Source organism: uncultured Veillonella sp., assembly GCF_963524655.1.
Lineage (GTDB): Bacteria > Bacillota > Negativicutes > Veillonellales > Veillonellaceae > Veillonella.
On the sequence record NZ_CAURHA010000010.1, the window covers coordinates 1 to 20,464 of the forward strand.

At 42.9% G+C, this 20,464-nt stretch carries 19 protein-coding genes; all 19 read left to right on the forward strand.

The window, feature by feature from the left end:
* Positions 1-94: 94 nt before the first annotated feature.
* The 19 genes from RYM16_RS03275 to cobA all read left to right on the forward strand — a co-directional run bounded on the left by RYM16_RS03275 (position 95) and on the right by cobA (position 20,461).
* A complete protein-coding gene (locus RYM16_RS03275; protein ID WP_314982290.1) occupies positions 95-1,498 on the forward strand; it encodes a DASS family sodium-coupled anion symporter in 1,404 nt (467 codons plus the stop codon).
* 536 nt (positions 1,499-2,034) lie between these two features.
* On the forward strand, positions 2,035-3,705 hold the full coding sequence (gene ilvD, locus RYM16_RS03280; RefSeq protein WP_314982292.1) for a dihydroxy-acid dehydratase: 1,671 nt from the start codon (positions 2,035-2,037) through the stop codon (positions 3,703-3,705).
* A gap of 41 nt (positions 3,706-3,746) precedes the next feature.
* Positions 3,747-4,970, forward strand: coding sequence for a threonine ammonia-lyase (gene ilvA, locus RYM16_RS03285; RefSeq protein ID WP_314982294.1), 1,224 nt, complete (start codon positions 3,747-3,749; stop codon positions 4,968-4,970).
* A gap of 18 nt (positions 4,971-4,988) precedes the next feature.
* Positions 4,989-6,698, forward strand: coding sequence for a biosynthetic-type acetolactate synthase large subunit (gene ilvB, locus RYM16_RS03290; protein WP_314982296.1), 1,710 nt, complete (start codon positions 4,989-4,991; stop codon positions 6,696-6,698).
* Positions 6,698-7,186, forward strand: coding sequence for an acetolactate synthase small subunit (gene ilvN / locus RYM16_RS03295; RefSeq protein WP_009351165.1), 489 nt, complete (start codon positions 6,698-6,700; stop codon positions 7,184-7,186). The genes ilvB and ilvN overlap by 1 nt, the downstream gene beginning before the upstream one ends.
* A gap of 11 nt (positions 7,187-7,197) precedes the next feature.
* The gene (locus tag RYM16_RS03300; protein WP_105097381.1) at positions 7,198-7,983 is read left to right on the forward strand and encodes an ABC transporter ATP-binding protein; all 786 of its coding nucleotides are present in this window, start codon (positions 7,198-7,200) and stop codon (positions 7,981-7,983) included.
* Positions 7,984-8,125: 142 nt separating this feature from the next.
* Entirely contained in the window at positions 8,126-9,133 is a 1,008-nt protein-coding gene (gene ilvC / locus RYM16_RS03305) for a ketol-acid reductoisomerase (protein WP_054747920.1), read from the forward strand.
* A gap of 168 nt (positions 9,134-9,301) precedes the next feature.
* Entirely contained in the window at positions 9,302-9,763 is a 462-nt protein-coding gene (locus RYM16_RS03310) for a DUF3290 family protein (protein WP_314982298.1), read from the forward strand.
* Positions 9,764-9,775: 12 nt separating this feature from the next.
* Positions 9,776-10,438, forward strand: a complete 663-nt coding sequence (locus tag RYM16_RS03315) for a DUF421 domain-containing protein (protein WP_265137721.1) — start codon at positions 9,776-9,778, stop codon at positions 10,436-10,438.
* 17 nt (positions 10,439-10,455) lie between these two features.
* Complete coding sequence (locus RYM16_RS03320) at positions 10,456-12,183, forward strand: radical SAM protein (protein WP_314982300.1); 1,728 nt, start codon at positions 10,456-10,458, stop codon at positions 12,181-12,183.
* A gap of 9 nt (positions 12,184-12,192) precedes the next feature.
* Complete coding sequence (locus RYM16_RS03325; protein ID WP_314982302.1) at positions 12,193-13,047, forward strand: polyphenol oxidase family protein; 855 nt, start codon at positions 12,193-12,195, stop codon at positions 13,045-13,047.
* 176 nt (positions 13,048-13,223) lie between these two features.
* On the forward strand, positions 13,224-13,910 hold the full coding sequence (locus RYM16_RS03330; RefSeq protein WP_227283220.1) for a YggS family pyridoxal phosphate-dependent enzyme: 687 nt from the start codon (positions 13,224-13,226) through the stop codon (positions 13,908-13,910).
* A 51-nt stretch (positions 13,911-13,961) separates the two neighbouring features.
* A complete protein-coding gene (locus tag RYM16_RS03335; protein ID WP_009351152.1) occupies positions 13,962-14,459 on the forward strand; it encodes a cell division protein SepF in 498 nt (165 codons plus the stop codon).
* Between the two features lie 26 nt (positions 14,460-14,485).
* Complete coding sequence (proC, locus tag RYM16_RS03340; protein WP_287292804.1) at positions 14,486-15,280, forward strand: pyrroline-5-carboxylate reductase; 795 nt, start codon at positions 14,486-14,488, stop codon at positions 15,278-15,280.
* 2 nt (positions 15,281-15,282) lie between these two features.
* A complete protein-coding gene (locus tag RYM16_RS03345) occupies positions 15,283-16,068 on the forward strand; it encodes a YlmH/Sll1252 family protein (protein ID WP_314982304.1) in 786 nt (261 codons plus the stop codon).
* A 57-nt stretch (positions 16,069-16,125) separates the two neighbouring features.
* Positions 16,126-16,773, forward strand: a complete 648-nt coding sequence (locus tag RYM16_RS03350; RefSeq protein ID WP_314982306.1) for a bifunctional precorrin-2 dehydrogenase/sirohydrochlorin ferrochelatase — start codon at positions 16,126-16,128, stop codon at positions 16,771-16,773.
* Positions 16,742-18,013 (forward strand): glutamyl-tRNA reductase, encoded by a 1,272-nt coding sequence (gene hemA / locus RYM16_RS03355; RefSeq protein ID WP_273299302.1) that lies wholly within the window; start codon positions 16,742-16,744, stop codon positions 18,011-18,013. Before RYM16_RS03350 ends, hemA begins: the two co-directional genes overlap by 32 nt.
* Before the next feature lie 4 nt (positions 18,014-18,017).
* Entirely contained in the window at positions 18,018-18,956 is a 939-nt protein-coding gene (gene hemC / locus RYM16_RS03360; RefSeq protein ID WP_314982307.1) for a hydroxymethylbilane synthase, read from the forward strand.
* Positions 18,953-20,461: a uroporphyrinogen-III C-methyltransferase gene (cobA, locus tag RYM16_RS03365; RefSeq protein ID WP_314982309.1), complete on the forward strand. Its 1,509-nt coding sequence runs from the start codon at positions 18,953-18,955 to the stop codon at positions 20,459-20,461. The genes hemC and cobA overlap by 4 nt, the downstream gene beginning before the upstream one ends.
* Positions 20,462-20,464: the final 3 nt, after the last annotated feature.

A 20,464-nucleotide genomic window follows, 5' to 3' on the forward strand; every position in this document is an offset into this window, starting at 1 on the left:
ACTGTAACTGTAACTGTAACTGTAACTGTAACTGTAACTGTAACTGTAACTGTAACTGTAATAGTTGATTTGAGTAGTTTGATAGGGAGGTTCTATGAATACTTTTACACGTGCGGCCCTTACCGTTTTGGTGGGCGTAGTAATCTGGTTCTTGCCTCACACGGAGGCAATTAAGCCTGAAGGGTGGCATTTATTAGCTATCTTTACGGCTACCATTGTAGGCTTTATTCTGCGTCCTTGGCCAACGGGCATTATGGCGCTCTTTGGTATCGTTGCGGCGGTAGCCACAAAGTCTATTACAATGGTGCAAGCATTAGGTGGTTATGCAGAGGCAAATGTGTGGCTTATCGTAGCGGCCGTATTCTTTTCTAGAGGTATTATTAATTCTGGCCTTGGTAAGCGCATTGCCTATACTTTGATTCGTTCTTTCGGCACAAGTTCTTTAAAGCTTGCCTATGCATTAGCTTGTACGGATTTGATTATCTCTCCAGCGACGCCATCTAATACGGCTCGTGGGGGCGGTATCGTATTCCCAATCGTGCAAAATATTTCGTTAGCTTTTGATTCTGAACCATATGGGAAGACAGCTCGTCGCATTGGGGCGTACTTGATGACGACGGCTCATACCATCAACACTATTACTGTAACGATCTTCTTGACTGCATGTAGTGGTAACTTGCTCATTACGTCCCTAGGTGCGAAATTATTCGGCTATGATATTTCTTGGTGGGAATGGTTTCAAGCGGGTGTGATTCCTGGTGTGATTTGTATGATTTTGATGCCTTGGTTCATTTATAAGATCTATCCTCCAGAAATTAAAGAAACCCCACAAGCAGCGGCGATGGCTCAAAAAGAGTTAGATGCTCTTGGGCCTATTACAAAAGCCGAAATTTCTGTAGCTATTATCTTTGTGCTTTGTATCTTGCTTTGGGCTACGGCGATTTGGACTAAGCTTCATCCAACCGTAGTGGCTATGATGGGTGTTCTTGCATGTGTAGTAACAGGCTCTCTTACGTGGGATGATATCTTAGGTGAGCGCACTGGTTGGGATATCCTCATTTGGATGGGTACTCTCGTTGGCATGGCAGGCTTACTCGGTAAACTCGGTGTAGTAGCTGTCTTTGCAGACTTTGTTAGCCAACATCTTGCTGGTATTGACTGGTTCTGGGCATCCTTTATTATCTCTGCAACCTTTGTATACTCCCAATATTTCTTCGCTAGTGGTACGGCGCGTATTACAGCTTTGTTCTCTGCCTTTGCGGCCATTCTCGTGGCTATGGGCGCACCAATTCCGTTTACCATCTTGCTCTTTGGTTTGATGAATAGCCCTGGTTGTACATTAACTCACTATAGCTCTGGTGTAACGCCAATCTTTTTTGGCGCTGGTTATGTGCCGCAAGGTACGTGGTGGCGCGTTGGGCTTGCCATTTCCGTAGTAAGCTTCCTCATCCATTTCTGGGGCGGTGCCCTTGGTATGTGGATCTTTGGTATCCTATAATATAAAAATCCCTCACTACGGTGGGGGATTTTTTCGTGTTATATGTACATTTTTTATACCTAACTAGCTTTGCTATAGCTTTTTTATATGGTGAACTTCATGAAAAAACTATAGTGAATCTATAGAATTTATAGCGAATTATCTTGCACAGGATAATGTAACGTGTTATTATTATTCCGTGATTAATATTACAGATTATTTTAGGAGGAAACATGTTAGGTTTAGTCATTAGCTTATTGATTATTGCGCTAGTCGTGATTATTAATGACATTCGAATTATGAACAACAACTTAACACGTTTTTGTCTTAGAAGTTCCGCGAATGGGTTAATATACAATCAATAAGATTTTGGCTATATAGTTTGTTTCTTATGTGTATATTTTCCAAGGGGTACATAGGTCTATTTATGTATATAGGAATTCTGTAAACAAAAGGAATATCATTTGTAAACTTTTAAGACGATTCATAGGAATCGTCTTTTTTTATGCGTTGTGAAAGCCGTCCAAGTGGATGCTTTCAAAAGTGAGGAGATTAACATGAGTTGTAGAAGTGACAATTTAAAAACAGGCGTAGCACGTGCACCACACAGATCTTTGCTAAAAGCTCTAGGTTTCGTTGACGAAGAAATGGGCAGACCAGTCATTGGTATTGCGAACTCTTTCAACGAGATTATCCCTGGTCACGTGGGCCTGAAAAATATTGTACAAGCCGTAAAAGACGGCATCCGCAACGCAGGTGGTGTGCCAATCGAGTTCAATACAATCGGTATTTGCGATGGCCTCGCAATGAACCATATCGGCATGAAATACTCCTTGGTTACACGCAATATCATTGCTGACTCCATCGAGGCAACTGCAATGGCAACACCATTCGATGCGATGGTATTCATTCCAAACTGCGACAAAGTAGTACCAGGTATGTTGATTGCGGCGGCTCGCCTTAACATTCCATCTGTATTCGTATCTGGTGGCGCAATGCTTGCTGGTGTACATAAAGGTAAAAAAATTGGTTTGTCCGACGTGTTTGAAGCAGTAGGTAAACACCAAACTGGCGAAATGGGCGACGAAGAATTGGCAAGCATTGAAGATAATGCATGTCCTACTTGTGGCTCTTGCTCTGGTATGTACACAGCAAACACAATGAACTGCTTAACAGAGGCTCTTGGTATGGGCCTTCCTGGTAACGGTACAATCCCTGCTGTATACTCTGAACGTTTACGTCTTGCTAAATTAGCAGGTATGCAAGCAGTAGAAGTATTAAAAGCAAATCTTCGTCCAAAAGATGTTATGACTCGTGAAGCCTTTGAAAATGCAGTAGCACTCGATATGGCATTAGGTGGTTCCTCTAATACAGCACTTCACTTGCCAGCCATTGCTCACGAAGCAGGTGTACCATTATCCTTAGACGATTTCGATCGCATTGCTCAAATTACACCTCAATTATCTAAATTATCCCCATCTGGCGTATACTTCATCGAAGACTTGTATGCAGCAGGTGGCGTATCTGCAGTATTAAAACGGTTAGCAGAAAATGGTCGTCTCCATACGGAGTGCCAAACAGTAGCTCTTAAAACACAAGGTGAAATCGCTGAGGCTGCTTGTGTAGCTGATGAAGACGTAATTCATCCTTGGGATAATCCAGTTCACGAAACTGGTGGTATTGCTGTACTTAAAGGCAACCTTGCTGAAGACGGTTCTGTTGTAAAAGCGGGTGCTGTAGATGCGGATATGCTCGTTCATTCTGGCCCAGCAAAAGTATTCAACAGCGAAGAAGAAGCTGTTGAAGCTATTACAGGCGGTAAAATCGTAAAAGGCGACGTGGTAGTTATCCGCTACGAAGGCCCTAAAGGTGGTCCTGGCATGCGTGAAATGTTGACACCAACATCTATGATCGCAGGTATGGGTCTTGATAAAGACGTAGCCTTGTTGACTGACGGTCGTTTCTCTGGTGCTACTCGTGGTGCATCCATTGGTCACGTATCTCCAGAAGCTGCGGCAGGTGGCACAATTGCCGTTGTTGAAGATGGTGATATCATCAACATCGACATTCCAAACGGTAAATTAGAATTAGCAGTATCCGATGAGGAAATCGCTCGTCGTAAAGCCGCATTGAAACCATTCAAATCCAATGTAACTGGTTACCTTAAAAAATATGCTCTTCATGTATCCTCTGCAGCACAAGGTGCTATCGAAGTATTTGAAGACTAATAGTAGATTTTCATTAATACTAACTAGAGGAGATAGAGTACATGCATAAGTTGTATGATTTTATGGAGGCTCGTGAGCGATTAAGCACAATCACGGTGAAAACAAAATTGCTTCATAGTGATGTGTTCTCTGACGAGTGTGGCAATGATGTATATATCAAGCCAGAAAACTTACAAATAACAGGCTCCTTTAAGGTCCGTGGAGCTTATAATAAAATTGCAAAATTGACGGAAGAGGAAAAGGCGCGCGGTGTTATCGCCGCGTCTGCCGGCAACCACGCACAAGGTGTGGCACTTGCCGCAAAACGCCTCGGCATTAAAGCGACAATCGTAATGCCAAAACATACACCTCTCATTAAGGTCAATGCAACGAAACAATACGGCGCAGAGGTTGTACTACACGGCGAGATTTATGATGAAGCTTACCAAAAGGCGATGGAGCTCCAACAAGAACACGGCTATGTGTTTGTTCATCCTTTTGATGATGAAGATGTAATTGAAGGGCAAGGTACAATTGCATTAGAGGTTTTAGAGGAATTGCCTGATGCTGATGTATTGCTAGTCCCAGTTGGTGGTGGCGGTATTGTTTCTGGTATCGCAGCGGCTGCTAAATTAAAAAATCCTAGTATTAAGATTATCGGTGTAGAACCAGAAGGTGCCGCTAGTGCAATTGCTGCACTAAAGGCTGATCACCCTGTGCCACTTAATGAAGTGGCAACCATCGCAGATGGTACAGCTGTGCGTCAAATTGGTGAAACTACATTAGAATATATCAAACAATATGTAGATGAAATTATTACTGTTTCTGACTACGAGTTGATGGAAGCATTCTTGTTACTCGTAGAAAAACATAAATTAGTAGCAGAAAACTCTGGTATTTTACCATTGGCAGGCCTTAGAAAATTAAACTGCACTGGTAAAAAGGTTGTAGCCATCGTCAGCGGTGGCAATATCGACGTACTTACCATTTCCTCTATGATCAATAAAGGTCTTGTCGTACGTGGTCGTATCTTTACCTTCTCTGTTAACTTGCCTGATAAACCAGGTCAGTTGGTAGCTGTTTCTCAAATGCTGGCAGATGCGGATGCAAACGTAATTAAACTCGATCACAATCAGTTTAAAAACCTTGACCGCTTCCACGAAGTGGAATTACAAGTAACAGTAGAGACAAATGGTGAAGAACACATCCAACAGATTATTGATACTTTCAAAAATAATGGTTACATTATTAAACGTTTAAATTCCAGCGAGACCTTGTCTGAATAGCTGGTTGAAAGGGTTCCTATGAGCACAGAAACAATCAATGGGGCACGCATTGTCCTTGAAACATTGCATCGCCTAGGCGTAACCGATATGTTCGGATACCCAGGTGGCGCGGTAATTCCAATTTACGATGAAATTTATAGCTTCCCTGAAATTAAACATTATTTCGTTCGTCATGAACAAGGTGCAGCACATGCAGCAGACGGTTATGCTCGCGTATCTGGTCGCGTAGGTGTATGTCTTGCTACGTCTGGTCCTGGTGCGACAAATCTTGTAACAGGCATTATGACTGCGTACATGGATTCCGTACCAATGGTAGCCATTACTGGTCAGGTAGGTCGTCCTTTCATCGGTAAGGATTCCTTCCAAGAGGCGGATATTCAAGGTATTACAATGCCGATTACAAAGCATAACTATCTTGTACAAGATATTCATGATTTACCTCGCATCATTAAAGAAGCGTACTTTATTGCTGGTACAGGCCGTCCAGGTCCAGTACTTATCGATATTCCAAAGGATATTCAAACAGAAAAAATATCCATGACAGAATACAATAAATTATATGAAGTACCGATTCAACTTGAAGGCTATGATCCAACTTATAAAGGTCATCAAGGTCAGATTAAGAAGGCTGCTACGCTCATTAAAAATGCTAAGCGCCCTCTTATCATAGCTGGTGCGGGCGTATTGAAATCCGGTGCTGTGGATGAGCTTAAATCATTGGCTGAAACAGCTCATATTCCTGTAACGAATACTTTAGTAGGCCTTGGCGGCTTCCCTGGGGACCACGAATTAGCCCTAGGCATGGTAGGTATGCACGGCTCTGTGGCGGCTAATAATAGTACAGACGAGGCAGACCTTGTTATCGCAGCAGGTATTCGCTTCCACGACCGCATTACAGGCCATCCAGATTTCTTCTGTAAAAAAGCTAAGATCATTCACATCGATATCGACCCAGCTGAAATCGACAAGAACGTCACAATCGATGTGCCTATCGTAGGCGACTTGAAACGGGTATTAACAGAGCTTAACGCACTTGTGGAGCCCGCAAAACATGAAGCCTGGCTTGATCAAATTCGTCAGTGGCAAGAGGAGTATCCTATTGTTGTTCCAGAATCTACTGATGGTGAATTACATCCACAATATGTATTATCTGAACTTAATAAAATTGTGAAAGATGATGCCATCATCGTTTCTGATGTAGGTCAGCATCAAATGTGGGCGGCTCAATTCTTAACACATAAAAAACCTCATACCATCGTTACATCTGGTGGTGCTGGTACAATGGGTTATGGTTTACCGGCCGCTATTGGTGCACAAGTAGGTGCTCCAAAGAAACAAGTAGTTCTTGTTGTAGGTGATGGTGGCTTCCAAATGACTTGCGAAGAGCTCATGATGGTTCGTCAATATAACTTGCCAATCAAAATTGTAATCATCAACAATGGTTACCTTGGCATGGTTCGTCAATGGCAACAAATCTTTAACGATCGTCGCTACTCCTATGTAGATTTGGAAATGAGCCCAGACTTCTTGAAATTGGCTGATGCCTTTGATTTAAAGGCGGCTCGTCTCGATAATGTGGAAACTTTCAATAAAGATTTCAAATCTTACATTACGTCTGATGAAAGCATCGTCCTAGATTGTCGCGTTGAGCGTGAAGACAATGTATTGCCAATGATTCCAGCAGGCGGCACTGTAAGCGGCATGATGGGTAAGAAAGGGGTGCTATAATGGCTAAAGAACATCAAGTCTTAGTAATTGCAAAAAATACACCAGGTATTGGTACACGTATTTTGGCACTCTTTAATCGTCGTGGTTTTAACGTTACAAAAATGACCTCTGGCATTACTAATAAGCCAGGTTATGCGCGTATTACCCTCACTGTTGAGGCGGATGACCGCATCTTAGATCAAGTTCAAAAGCAAATTTACAAGCTTATTGACGTTGTAAAGGTTAAAGTCTTTGAAGATCATGATGTAGTATGTCGTGAATTGATGCTTATCAAGGTAAAAGCGACGGCTACAACACGTTCTCAAATTGTACAAATTGCCGATGTATATCGCGGTAATGTACTCGATATTTCTCCTACGTCCATGATTATTGAAGTCATCGGCAGTGTTGAAAAGTTGCGCGGTTTCATCCAAATTATGGAAACGTATGGTATCCTTGAAATTGCAAAAACTGGTATTACAGCGATGAGCCGTGGAGAAAAAATGTAGGAGATGATAGAGTGGGGAATGAATTACTCCATTATGAAAATGTCTGCTTTCGTCGCGATGGCAGACATATCCTAGATAATGTAAATTGGCATATAGAGGAAGGTGAACATTGGGCCCTCTTAGGGCTCAATGGGGCTGGTAAATCGACGCTTCTCAGCATGATACCGGCCTACCAAATTCCAACGACAGGCACCTTGCGTGTCTTTGGTCATGAATTTGGGAAATATGCATGGCCTAAAATTAAATCGAGATTAGGCTTTGTTAGCTCTGCTCTGGGACAGTTTCAGTCTACCTTAGATAAGCAAGTTGTAGAGGATGTCATCATTTCTGGTGCTTTCAATAGCATCGGTATATACCAAGAGGTTGCACCAGATGTGCGTGAGCGTGGTATGCAATTATTAGCTGAGTTTGGGGTAAGCCACTTAGAAGGACATCGTTTTCATACTTTGTCCGCTGGGGAACAGCGACGTGTATTATTGGCACGGTCCATCATGGCAAATCCAGATTTACTGATTTTGGATGAGCCTTGCTCTGGCTTAGACTTACCGGCGCGAGAACAATTCTTGCGTACAGTAGCTAACTTGGTTGCGGAGCAACAGACACCGATTATCTATGTGTCACATCAAATTGAAGAGATACTACCAGCGATTACACATGTAGCCATCTTGCGAGAGGGCAAGATGATACATGCGGGACCGAAACACGCTGTATTAACAGATGAAAATCTGTCTGATGTGTTTGGCATTCCCGTACAAGTTGTGTGGAAAGATGATCGCCCATGGGTGATTGTTCGGTAGTAATCAAATTTCTTTATCAGTAACTTGAAATTTAGCTTACTGATACTAAATTAATGTACGCCACATCTTGCAAAAATTTGTTGGATTGTGTACAGTATATATTAGTCTATATTCTATTGAATATGTTTGGAGGTTGTCTAATATGGCAGGTAAAATTTTAGGTACTACAGTTTATTATGATGCAGATTGTAATTTGGGCAAATTAGAAGGCAAAAAAATTACAGTTTTAGGTTACGGTTCTCAAGGTCATGCGCATGCATTGAACTTAAAAGAAAATGGTATGGACGTAACAATTGGTCTTCGTGGTGGTTCTTCTAGCTGGAAAGCTGCAGAAGAAGCAGGCCTTACAGTAAAAGAAACTGCAGAAGCAGTTAAAGGTGCTGACATCGTTATGGTATTGATTCCAGACGAATTACAAGCTGACGTTTACGCAAACGATATTGAGCCAAACTTGAAACAAGGCGCATACTTGGCATTCGCTCATGGCTTCAACATTCACTTCGGCAAAATCGTTCCTCGTGAAGACGTAAACGTATTCATGGTAGCTCCTAAAGGCCCTGGTCATTTAGTTCGTCGTACATACCAAGAAGGCTCCGGCGTTCCTTGCTTGTACGCTGTAGAAAAAGATCCATCTGGCGATACTGAAGAAGTTGCATTAGCATGGGCTTCCGGTGTAGGCGGTGGCCGTTCCGGTATCTTGGAAACTAACTTCAAATCCGAAACTGAAACTGACCTCTTCGGTGAACAAGCTGTATTGTGCGGCGGCGTTACTGAATTGATCAAAACTGGTTTCGAAGTATTAACTGAAGCTGGTTATGAACCTGTAAACGCTTACTTCGAGTGCTTACACGAAATGAAATTGATCGTAGACCTTATCTACGAAGGTGGCTTCCAAAAAATGCGCCACTCCATCTCCAACACTGCTGAATACGGCGACTACCATGCAGGTCCTCGCGTAATCACTGCAGATACTAAAAAAGCGATGGAACAAATCTTGGCTGATATCCAATCCGGTAAATTCGCTGACGAATTCTTGGCTGATTCCAAAAATGGTCAAAAATTCCTTAAAGAACATCGTGAAGCAGCAGCTGTTCATCCAATCGAACCAGTTGGTGCAGAGCTTCGCAACTTGATGAGCTGGTTGAAATAAGAGTATTAATTTATAATCTCTTGTAAGATAAAGCATAAAAAAGCGACTCCTTAGGGGGTCGCTTTTTTATCGTTTTATAGGATGTTTTATGTTGACATACATTGTTATATCGAAAATATTGGCACAAGATATGGTATAATAAAGAATAATCTATGAAAGGAGAACGATATGGATTTCTACACATTAGCCTATGTTGAAAGTCAAGCTGTAGCGGGCCAAACATGGGGCTTTATTATCTTAGTAACCGTTTTATTAGCATTGCTCGTTTTGGGCGTACAAGTTCTACGAAATGGCTTGACGAGTCGTTATCGGGATTTAATGGTTATCTTGTCGTTGATTGTGGTGTTTTTCTTGGGCCTTGAATATCAAGAATATAACCGTATGAAAACATACTCTGAAGATTCTTCTCGTATGGCTCAATTTTTACATTCTTTTAGTACAGAGCGATCTGTACCAAGTGAGCAATTAGCAGTTAACTCCTTGAAAATTCGCAATGGCATGATTTTAAAAGTAAGTGATACTTATTATGAGATTCAATTTAACCCAGAATTTTCAACGTACACGATTACACGGGTGTATAAGGTTAGTCCCACAGATCGAATCCATGATAAAGCGGATGTATTACCATAAGGAGGACCACATATGACAGAAGCTATGGCCGTCTATGGGATGGTCTTTGCAAAACTCGCCATCGGTCTCTTGGCGATTATTTTACAAATCAACTTAATGGGGAAGGGCAACTTAGCGCCGACCTCTGCTTTAGACCAATTACAAAACTATGTACTTGGTGGTATTATCGGTGCCATCATTTATAATGACCAAATTGGTATTTTACAGTTTATGTTAGTCCTCATTTTGTGGACTATTCTCGTAATGACGCTTAAGTTTTTAAAAGGGAACCTTCGTTTCTTTAAAACAATTCTAGATGGACATCCAGTTATCGTAATTGAAAAAGGGCATATTCTAACAGATGAATGTATGCGTTATGGCATTCAAGCGGCGGAGCTTAAGTTGAAGCTTCGAGTAGCAGGTGTTCAATATGTAACAGATGTTAAACGCGCTGTGTTAGAACAAAACGGTCAACTCAATATAGTTCAATTTGGGGAAGATAATATTCGTTTTGACCTCATTGATGATGGTCAAATCAATCAATTTACTCTTGATGTAATTGAAAAAGATAGAGAGTGGCTTGAACAAGAGGTACAAGCTCAAGGGTATTCTATTAAGGACGTATATATTGCGGAATACAATGGGGGCAAGGTTGTTATTTACCCATATGAACGTAAAAAACGTTCTAAATTTTAAACAGAGAAAGGAAACTAGTGAATCGTAAAGATTTAATTGATCGATTACAAGCATTATATAAAGACGAGGCTAGTCGAGTTACTGTAAATCCTCATGCAGGGCAAAAGGTAGCTATCGTCTATCCCAATACATATTTTGTAGGCATGAGTAATCTTGGTCTTCACATCATTTATGAGGAAATCAACTTACGCCATGATAGCGTATGTGAACGTATCTTCTTACCTGAGAAAAAGGAATTAGAAGCATATGATAAGACTAAGACACCGTTAATGAGCGTTGAAACACAGCGGCCTATGCATCAATTTGATGTGGTGGCCTTTGACGTGACCTTTGAAATGGACTATTTCCATATTCCGCTGATGTTACGTCATGGACGCGTACCTATTATGGGGAAAGACCGCACTGAATTTGATCCTATCGTCATTGCCGGGGGCCCTTGTGCTACCTTCAATCCAGAGCCCTTTGCGGATTTTATTGATGCTTTCATCATTGGTGAAGGGGAAGGCATCGTCAGTCGCGTTCTAGATATTATTCGCGATGGCAAAATGGAGGGTCTAGATCGACATGCTATTTTGCGTCAATTAGCGAATATATCTGGCGTGTATGTACCATCATTGTACGTGCCAATTTACAGCGACAACGGCGAATTTAAAGGTTATGATATTGCAGAAGGCGCACCAAAAACGATTAAACGCCACTTTGAAATGCTCACTAGCGGCGGCGAAACCGTAGTAGCAACAAACTATACAGAATTTGGCGCTATGTACATCATCGAGGTAGCACGTGGTTGTGGCCGTCATTGTCGATTCTGTATGGCTGGATACTGCTTCCGTGTGCCTCGTGTGCGTCCTCTCGACATTTTAAAAGAAGGTGTAGATAGAGCAGAGCAGTTAGGCAAAAAAGTAGGCCTCATGGGCGCCGCTATTTCTGATTATCCAGAGGTCGATGAGTTAGTTAATTACATTCGCTCTAAAGATATGCGCTACTCTTGTGCGTCCTTGCGGGCGGACTCCTTAACGCAAGCCGTAGTTGATGGCTTGGCAGATAGTGGTCAAAAGACGATTACTATTGCTCCCGAAACGGGCAGTGACCGGCTGCGCCGCGTCATCAATAAGGGCATTAGCGAAGAACATTTACAAAATGCAGCTACCTTATCTGCAAAGTCTGGCATTCAACATATGCGACTCTATATTATGATTGGGTTGCCTACGGAAACTGACGAAGATATCGAAGCTATCGTAGGCCTTGCAGAACGGACGCAAGCTCATATGGCAGAGGTGGGATGTAAAGGGCGGTTAACGCTCAGTATTAATCCATTTATTCCAAAGCCTTTTACACCGTTCCAATGGATGGCCATGGATAATCAAAAAACGGTAGAGAAAAAACTGCAATATATTAAGAAGGCATTGCAAAAGAATCGTCGCATCGAGGTGCTCGTAGAGTCTCCAAAAGAGGCGTATATTCAAGGCGTTCTCGCTCGTGGTGACCGCCGTCTTGGCGCTGTTCTTGCGGCATGTGCCGCAGATCGTGGTAGCAAGTCCTTCAAGGCTGAATTGAAGGGCGCAGGCCTAGATATGGACGAAATGAACTATCGTGAACGTAGCTTTGATGAATTCTTACCATGGAGTCACTTAGATATGGGGATGGACGAAGGTTATCTTGAAATGGAATGGAAGCGCTCCATTGATGAAGCGTATACACCGCCATGTGTACAAGGCTGTAAACGTTGTGGTGTGTGTAAATAGGAGATACGCATGAATGAATCTGAAAAACGTATAGATGTAAAAGGACCTCATGGTACTTGGTCCTATGAAGCACCCAAATGGGCTGAACAATTTCCTATCGTTATGGGGGATACCTATCGTCATGGTGGCGTATCGAAGGCCCCTTATGAATCGTTAAACTTAGCCTTTCACGTAGGGGATGAGGCTCAGAATGTACGAGCTAATCGAGCTGTTGTGGCGGATCATTTAGGTGTTGATCCGAAGCGTATTTCCTGCGGTAATCAAGTACATGGTCTTAAGGCTATAGAAATTACGGAAAACCTCATTGGTGCTGGTGCTCTCGGGGAGGATACGGCTATTGCTGACTGTGATGCGGTATTTACAAGATTACCTAATGTGCCATTATTCTTGTTTACAGCAGACTGCGTAGGCGTTGGTATTTACGATGCTAAACATCATGCTATCGCTACAGTACATGCAGGCTGGCGTGGTGCCATTGGTCATTTGCCAGTGCTCACTATTGAGGCTATGAAAGAAACTTACGGCACTGAGTTTAAAGACTGTTATGTATATCTTGGGCCTAGTATTGGGCCTGAGTCCTTTGAAGTCGACGTAGAGCTAGGGAAACGCTTTGAATTAGCTTGGCGAGCTATGACAGAGCGAAACGCAGCTGACGTGGTTAACTATCCTGGTGATAAATTAGATAAGGCCTATATCAATTTATGGAACTTTATCGCCGAAGGACTCATAGTTAATGGTGTACCTAGAGAACATATTGCTATCGGTGGTACCGATAGTGTAACTGAAAGCGACTGCTATTCCTATCGCCGTGAAGCAGGAACAACAGGCCGTATGGCACTCTTTGGAATGTTACAAGACCGCTAACAATTAGCTTTCACAATAATTAGAATCAAGCAGATGATTGTTAGCATATCCATGCAATGATTTATGGTGCTTATAAGCTCTAAATCATGTACATTCAAGGCTAAATACTATATAATAGAATAGTCTATACAAATATATTTGATGATTACTATATATAGATTGAAGGGGGCATTCACGTGATTGAAGAATCCCTACACGCAATACAGCAGCGCATGGCAGATGCTATGGCGCGCGTTGGTCGCGTAGATACAGCATTGTTAGTGGCGGTTACAAAGAACCACCCTGTGTCAGCTGTAGAGGAGGCGGCTAGTCTCGGTGTGACTCATGTAGGGGAAAACCGAGTACAAGAGGCCAAGGAAAAACAGCTCACCTATAAGGGGCCACAATTAACATGGCACTTGATTGGCCATTTACAGGTCAACAAGGTGCGTCAAGCGGTGCCTATGTTTGATTTAATTCATTCTGTAGACAGCCGTAAACTATTAGATGAAATCGAAAAGGTCGCTACAAAGCACGACAAGGTGCAAGACGTATTGTTGCAAGTCAATGTAGCTCGAGAAGCCTCCAAAACGGGCATGTCCGTAGAGGAGTTTCCAGAGATTCGAGACTATGCAAAGACATTGCCTCATGTACGTGTACGGGGCTTGATGTGTATGGCGCCATTTTTCGACGATCCAGAGGAAGCACGTCCAATCTTCCGGGTAGCAAACGCCTTGTATGAGGATATGAAAGGCTACTTTGAAGAGGGGCAGATTCAATATTTATCTATGGGGATGACTCACGACTTTGAAGTCGCTTTAGAAGAAGGGGCTAACATCGTTCGTGTAGGCACAGCAATTTTTGGGGAACGTGTGTATGATTAAGGCTTGGGTTGCCTGATAATCGATAGCGTTAAGTATTAGGAGGAAATCCAAATGGCATTGGGAGATTATTTAGACAAAGCAAAAAACTTATTCTTAGGCAAAAATGATGATGACTATGAATATGATGATTATGACTATGAAGATGAAGAGGAATATGAAGCGGAACCTACACCAGTAGCTCCAGTAGCTCCAGTATCCGGCGCATCTGAATTTCATCCACGCAAGGTAGGAGGCCAATCTACGATGACACAACGTCCAACAGCTATGAAAGTAGTTGTAATTGAACCAAAAGTATTTGAAGACTCTGAAAATATTACACATCAATTGCGCGACATGCGTCCTGTATTGATCAACTTTGAAAATACAGATCCTCATGAAGCAGCTCGTATTGTGGACTTCGTATCTGGTGCGACTTTTGCATTGGATGGCAAATTGGAAAAAGTAGGTAAAGACATTTTCATGTGCGTACCTGTAAACATTTCCATTGATTATTCTGATAATGACAGCAATAAAACTGAGCAAAACGAATACGCTTGGGACAATAAATAATTTCTCTATAAATGGTGGTGACAACGATGTTAGGTAAAACCCTATGTATAGGCGTTGGCTCAATGGGTGGCGCTCTATTGCGCGGTGCATTACAGCATGGCGTGTTGAAAGCAAGTGATACACACATTCTCGTGCGTCGCGAAGAACAATGTAAGGCTCTAACTGAGGAGCTCGGTGTAGTAGGTTTTACTACATTGCCTGATGTAAACGAGTACAATACCATTCTGTTGGCCGTAAAACCACAAGTGTTACCATCTGTATTAGAGACGTTAAAAGAAGTACCTTATGGGACTGTTATGATTTCAGTTGCTGCAGGTATTACCTTAGATACTCTAGATGCAGCGATTCCGCAAGCTAACTGGTTTAGAGCTATGCCAAATACACCGGCTTCTATCGGTGCAGGCATGACGGCTCTTGCCGGGGATGATGTACATACTGACCTTGGTCGCGCTGTACAAGCCTTATTTGAGGCTGTCGGCGAAGTGGCTGTGGTAAGTGAAGCCGATTTAGATCGCTTAGGTGCACTATCTGGTGCAGGTCCTGGATATATGTTCGTCATTCTTGATGCTTTAGCTGATGCGGGCGTTCGCATCGGATTGCCTCGTCACTTGGCAATCAAGGCAGCGGCTCAAACAATGTATGGTGCTGGTAAGATGGCTCTTGAAAGTGGCAATCATCCAGCAGTACTACGAGATCAAGTAACAAGTCCAGGTGGCACGACCATTGCCGGTATTGGTGCCATGGAAAAAGGTGGACTTCGCAGTGCTCTCCAAGACGGCGTAGTAGCATGTCTTGCTCGGTCGAATGAATTGGGGAAATAATTTTGGCAGATACTAGTAAATTAATTCGATATTTTGAAGCCAGTGGTAGCGGTGAGGAAGCTCGCCGCATGCTAGACTTGGCTGAGCAGGTTGTAAAAGGTCGCCCTTATCGCGTGGCGGACTTTACGAGCCCTGCAGGCCTTGTCATTGCAGACGCCATCAAGGCTAACTACCCACAGCTTATCGTTAAGACAGATGGTGGCTATGAAGGGGCGGAACGGATCCGTATCGCCTTTGTATATAGCGACTTTAACGGTACTGTGGACATGGGCATTCGCGCCCTTAAGGTAAATTGGGACCCACGGTTCCGATTGCTTACCCATCGCGATGTGCTAGGCTCCTTGATGGGCCTTGGCATTGATCGCTCCAAATTTGGGGACGTTATCGTTCAGCAAGGGGGCGCTCAAATTATGGTGGATGAAAGTGTAGCAGACTTCGTGATTCAAAACTTTACAAAAATTGCTATGGTTTCCGTATCTGTAGAGGCTATTGAGCTATCAGATATTGCACCAAAAGAAGAAAAAATTAAAGAAGTCCGCACTACAGTTGCTTCTTTGCGCTTAGATGCGGTGGCAAGTTCTGGTTTTAGCGTGTCTCGTACTAAATTGGTAAGCGCTATTAATGCAGGATTATTGCAAGTAAACTGGCAACCAGCTAAGGGTGCATCCCAAGAAGTTAAAGAAGGGGATGTTATTTCTATGCGTGGTCGTGGCCGAATGAAGGTAGAAGCCATTACAGGTACATCTCGTAAGGGGCGTATCGGCGTATATCTGAAACGATTCATGTAGGCAATTGAAAATCGGCTTGACCATCAAGCCGATTTTTTTATATATAGTAGGACAGCCATGGTATCCATAACATTTCAACCTACAACAGAAGATACAATCCTATTCGTTGGCGGCGGGGAGGTCGCAGAGCGACGGATGCAGCTCTTTATTGATGAGCCGTGCAATATTGTGGTAATCGCTCCCACTGTAACAGATAGGATTTGCCAATGGGCAAAGGATAATCGTATCACTTGGTACGACCGTGCTTTTACAATGGACGATGAACACCACATTATAACGAGCAGTTTGTTCTTTATCTGCACAGATAATGGCGAATTAAACGATACGTTATATGATATGGGGAAAAAACACCGCGTCTGGACTAATCGCAGTGATGCCCCTAGTGCATGCAGATTTACTGTGCCTTCATCACTTGAACTAGGCGATCTTCACATCGCTATTAGCGCTAATAACGTAGGACCTCGTATCAATCGCCTCGTAAGGCAAGATATGATGAATCGTTATGGGCAGTTGCAAAAGGCTATGCCTAGACTTAAAATATTTAGAGAAGAAGTAAAGTTACTACTTCCTACCCCAGAGGCTCGACAGAAATTTTGGCGAGATCATCTGACCGTAGAAACTTTTGAAGCCATTCTCAAGGGAGAGTGGATGACTATAGAGGAGAAACTTGACCATGAAATTAGTGGTATTAGGTCTAAATCATAGAAGTGCCGCTGTAGAGGTGCGTGAACGTTTCTCGTTTGATAAAGACGAGGTAGTTACTGCACTGAACCGCCTCTATGAATTTGACTGTGTAGCAGAATGCGTTATATTATCTACCTGTAATAGAACGGAAATCTATGCGGCCTTAGAAGGTGTAGAATTCCCTAAAGAATATATGCTGGCTGTGTTAAAGGATTTAAAAGGTGCCGACCACATCGATGAAGATGCTTTCTTCTTCTACGAAGAGCGCGATTGCATTGAACATCTGTTCCGCGTATCTGCGAGCCTTGATTCCCTTGTGTTGGGGGAAGGTCAAATTTTGAGCCAATTAAAAGGGGCTTATATTCAGGCTTATAGCGCAGGCTGTACGGGCACAATTTTTAATATCTTATTCCAACGTGCTATTAGTGTTGGTAAAAAGGTACGGACGAACACAGGTATTGCTAATACGCCTGTATCTGTTAGCTACACTGCTGTTAACCTTGCTGAGGACAGCCTAGATAAACCTTTATCTGAAGCGACGGTACTCATCTTAGGTGCTGGTACCATGAGTGAGTTGACCGCAACACACTTACAAGCAAAGGGCGTAAAAACGATTTTTGTATCCAATAGAACCTTTACCAAGGCAGAGGCTCTAGCAGAGCGATTTAATGGTAAAGCTGTTAAGCTCGATAACTTTGTAGATTACGCTAAAGATGCGGATATCCTCATCACATCTACAGGGGCGCCGCACTATATTATTACGGAACGAGAAGCTAAGAAAATTACATCTCTTCGTAAGGGCGAACCAATCGTTATGATTGATATTGCGGTACCACGCGATATCGATCCTGCTGTAGCAGATATGGATGGCATTTATCTGTTTAATATCGACTCTCTTGAAAGCGTAGTAGAAGAGAATAAGGCACAGCGCGAAGAGGAAGCTCGTCGTGCAGAGCCTATCATTCACGATGCTATTGAAGAATTATTAGATAAATTGAGCTATTTGACGGTACGTCCTATGATGGCATTGCTCACAGAAAAAGCAGAGCGCATTCGCCGTCGTGAGTTACATCGTGCATTAGCGAAATTGCCTGATATTTCTGATAAGGAGCGCCGCATTATGGACTCTATGAGTCGCATGATCATTCGCAAAATGTTGCGTGAACCGATGATTCACTTCAACGAAATTGCTGGTACAGAGGAAGAAGGTTTGTACTGGGATTTATTCAAAGATATGTTTAATCTTGAGAAAGAAGGCTAAGGCCATGAGAGACCATATTCGAATCGGCACGCGAAAAAGTGCCCTTGCCCTATGGCAGGCTGAACATATTAGTGCAGAGTTACAACGTCTGTACCCAAATATTACGGTCGAGCTAGTTCATTTTAATACAAAAGGGGACCGTATCTTGGAAAAACCACTGGCTCAAGTTGGTGGTAAAGGTTTGTTTACAGCTGAATTAGAAGAAGCTATGCACAAAGGCGACATTGATATCGCCGTACATAGCTTGAAAGATATGCCTACAGAGTTGCCAGAAGGGCTAACTCTTGGTGCTATCTCTGCTCGTGAAGTGCCTTACGATGCGCTTGTGAGCCCCGTGTATAAAACATTAGATAAATTGCCTCAAGGTGCTCGTGTCGGTACAAGTAGCTTGCGTCGTCAAGCGCAATTATTACATGTCCGCCCTGACCTTAAGGTCGAGGTTATCCGCGGTAATGTACAAACTCGTTTGAGCAAGATTGAAACAGAAAATTTAGATGGCGTTATCTTGGCACAAGCTGGTCTTAAACGGTTGGGCTTAGATGATCAAATTACCCAAGTATTTAAAGCGGATGAAATGATTCCTGCTGTTGGTCAAGGGGCACTTGCTATCGAGTGTCGTGCTGACGATACGGAAATGCTTGAAATGCTAGCTCTTATTAACGACGAAGCTACACGCTATGCCGTTGAAGGGGAACGCAGCTTCTTGCGTCAACTAAACGGTGGTTGCCAAGTGCCGATGGGGGTACATGGTACTATCGATAAAGGTCAATTGACCTTAAAGGCCATGATTGCCTCCCTCGACGGTAAAACGGTATACGAAGGAGAGATTTCTGGCCCAGCAAAAAAAGCTGAAATTCTTGGTAAAAACCTTGCAAAAGCCTTATATGAAGAAGGTGGCAAACATATTGTGGATGCTCTCATAGAGGAAGGAATCATAAAATGACAGGTATGGTATATCTAATCGGTGCAGGCCCTGGCGATGTTAAACTCATTACTGTAAAAGGTCGCGAATGTATTGAAAAAGCAGATGTAATTGTATATGACTATTTAGCAGATGCTCATTTGTTAGAATGGGCTCGCCCAGATGCAGAGTTGATTTATGCTGGTAAACAATGTAAAGATCACACAATGCACCAATGGGAAATCAACGAGTTATTAGTTCAAAAAGGTAAAGAAGGTAAAATCGTTGCACGCTTAAAGGGTGGCGACCCACTCGTGTTCGGTCGCGGTGGTGAAGAGGCGATGGCCCTTGGCGAAGCTGGGGTACCATTTGAATTCGTACCAGGCGTAACATCTCCAATTGCAGCCCCTGCTTATGCAGGTATTCCTGTAACACAACGCGCTATGGCTACATCCTTTGCGGTTGTAACAGGTCATGAAGATCCAACTAAAGAAGTATCTGGCATTCATTGGGAAGGCCTTGCTACAGCAGTAGATACACTTTGCTTTGTAATGGGCGTTGGCAACTTGCCTACCATTGCAGAAAAATTGATAGCTCATGGACGCCCAGCTTCTACACCAGTAGCGCTTGTTCGTTGGGGTACAAAAACGGTTCAAGAGGTTCTCGTATCTACCCTTGAACATGTAGTAGAAGACGTAGAAAAGGCACAACTAAAAGCGCCAGCTATCATCGTAGTAGGCGATGTAGTTAACCTTCGTGAAAAATTACAATGGTTCGATAATAAACCGTTATTCGGCAAAACTATTGTAGTTACACGCGCTCGCTCTCAAGCTAGTGCATTCCGCGAAAAATTAGCAGCTCAAGGTGCTAATGTAGTAGAAGCGGCAGCGATTAAAACATCTCCATTGGAGTTGTTTGATGAAGATAAACGCATCATTAACAATACAAAACAATACCAATGCATAGTATTCACATCTGGTGAAGGGGTACGTTACTTCTTCGATGCTCTTTATAAAGAGGGCAAGGACACTCGTGCATTAGGTAATTCTAAAGTGGCGGCTATCGGATGTGCTACGGCTCGAGAGCTTCAAAAATACGGTATCGTACCGGATATCATTCCTGTAGACTACAAGGCTGAATCTGCTGTAGAGGCTCTTGAAGAAGAACTCAAAGCAGGCGACTCCGTATTGCTCATCCAACCAAAAGTAGCGCGCGACGTAATTCCACGCTCTTTGCGTCATCACGATATAGATGTAGATATTTTGCGTTTATATGAAACGACACAAGATACATCTCAACAAGAGGCATTAGTAAATGCCTTAACAGAAGGTACTGTAGACTATATTACGTTTACAAGTTCCTCTACAGTAACCAATACAATTCAATTATTGGGAGACGATGCATTGAAACTATTAGGCAATACTAAGATTGCTTGCATCGGACCTATCACAGCTGCGACAGCTATGAGTGCAGGTCTTAAACCGGCTGTCATCAGCGATGTATATACAACTGATGGCTTGGTAAATGCTATTGTAAAGGACATTTAGGAG

Bases quoted from the DNA above. Each gene is read 5' to 3' on its own strand.
- RYM16_RS03275 (WP_314982290.1), top strand. From the start codon at position 95: ATGAATACTTTTACACGTGCGGCCCTTACCGTTTTGGTGGGCGTAGTA.
- ilvD (WP_314982292.1), top strand. From the start codon at position 2,035: ATGAGTTGTAGAAGTGACAATTTAAAAACAGGCGTAGCACGTGCACCA.
- ilvA (WP_314982294.1), top strand. From the start codon at position 3,747: ATGCATAAGTTGTATGATTTTATGGAGGCTCGTGAGCGATTAAGCACA.
- ilvB (WP_314982296.1), top strand. From the start codon at position 4,989: ATGAGCACAGAAACAATCAATGGGGCACGCATTGTCCTTGAAACATTG.
- ilvN (WP_009351165.1), top strand. From the start codon at position 6,698: ATGGCTAAAGAACATCAAGTCTTAGTAATTGCAAAAAATACACCAGGT.
- ilvC (WP_054747920.1), top strand. From the start codon at position 8,126: ATGGCAGGTAAAATTTTAGGTACTACAGTTTATTATGATGCAGATTGT.
- RYM16_RS03310 (WP_314982298.1), top strand. From the start codon at position 9,302: ATGGATTTCTACACATTAGCCTATGTTGAAAGTCAAGCTGTAGCGGGC.
- RYM16_RS03315 (WP_265137721.1), top strand. From the start codon at position 9,776: ATGACAGAAGCTATGGCCGTCTATGGGATGGTCTTTGCAAAACTCGCC.
- RYM16_RS03325 (WP_314982302.1), top strand. From the start codon at position 12,193: ATGAATGAATCTGAAAAACGTATAGATGTAAAAGGACCTCATGGTACT.
- RYM16_RS03335 (WP_009351152.1), top strand. From the start codon at position 13,962: ATGGCATTGGGAGATTATTTAGACAAAGCAAAAAACTTATTCTTAGGC.
- proC (WP_287292804.1), top strand. From the start codon at position 14,486: ATGTTAGGTAAAACCCTATGTATAGGCGTTGGCTCAATGGGTGGCGCT.
- RYM16_RS03350 (WP_314982306.1), top strand. From the start codon at position 16,126: ATGGTATCCATAACATTTCAACCTACAACAGAAGATACAATCCTATTC.
- hemA (WP_273299302.1), top strand. From the start codon at position 16,742: ATGAAATTAGTGGTATTAGGTCTAAATCATAGAAGTGCCGCTGTAGAG.
- hemC (WP_314982307.1), top strand. From the start codon at position 18,018: ATGAGAGACCATATTCGAATCGGCACGCGAAAAAGTGCCCTTGCCCTA.
- cobA (WP_314982309.1), top strand. From the start codon at position 18,953: ATGACAGGTATGGTATATCTAATCGGTGCAGGCCCTGGCGATGTTAAA.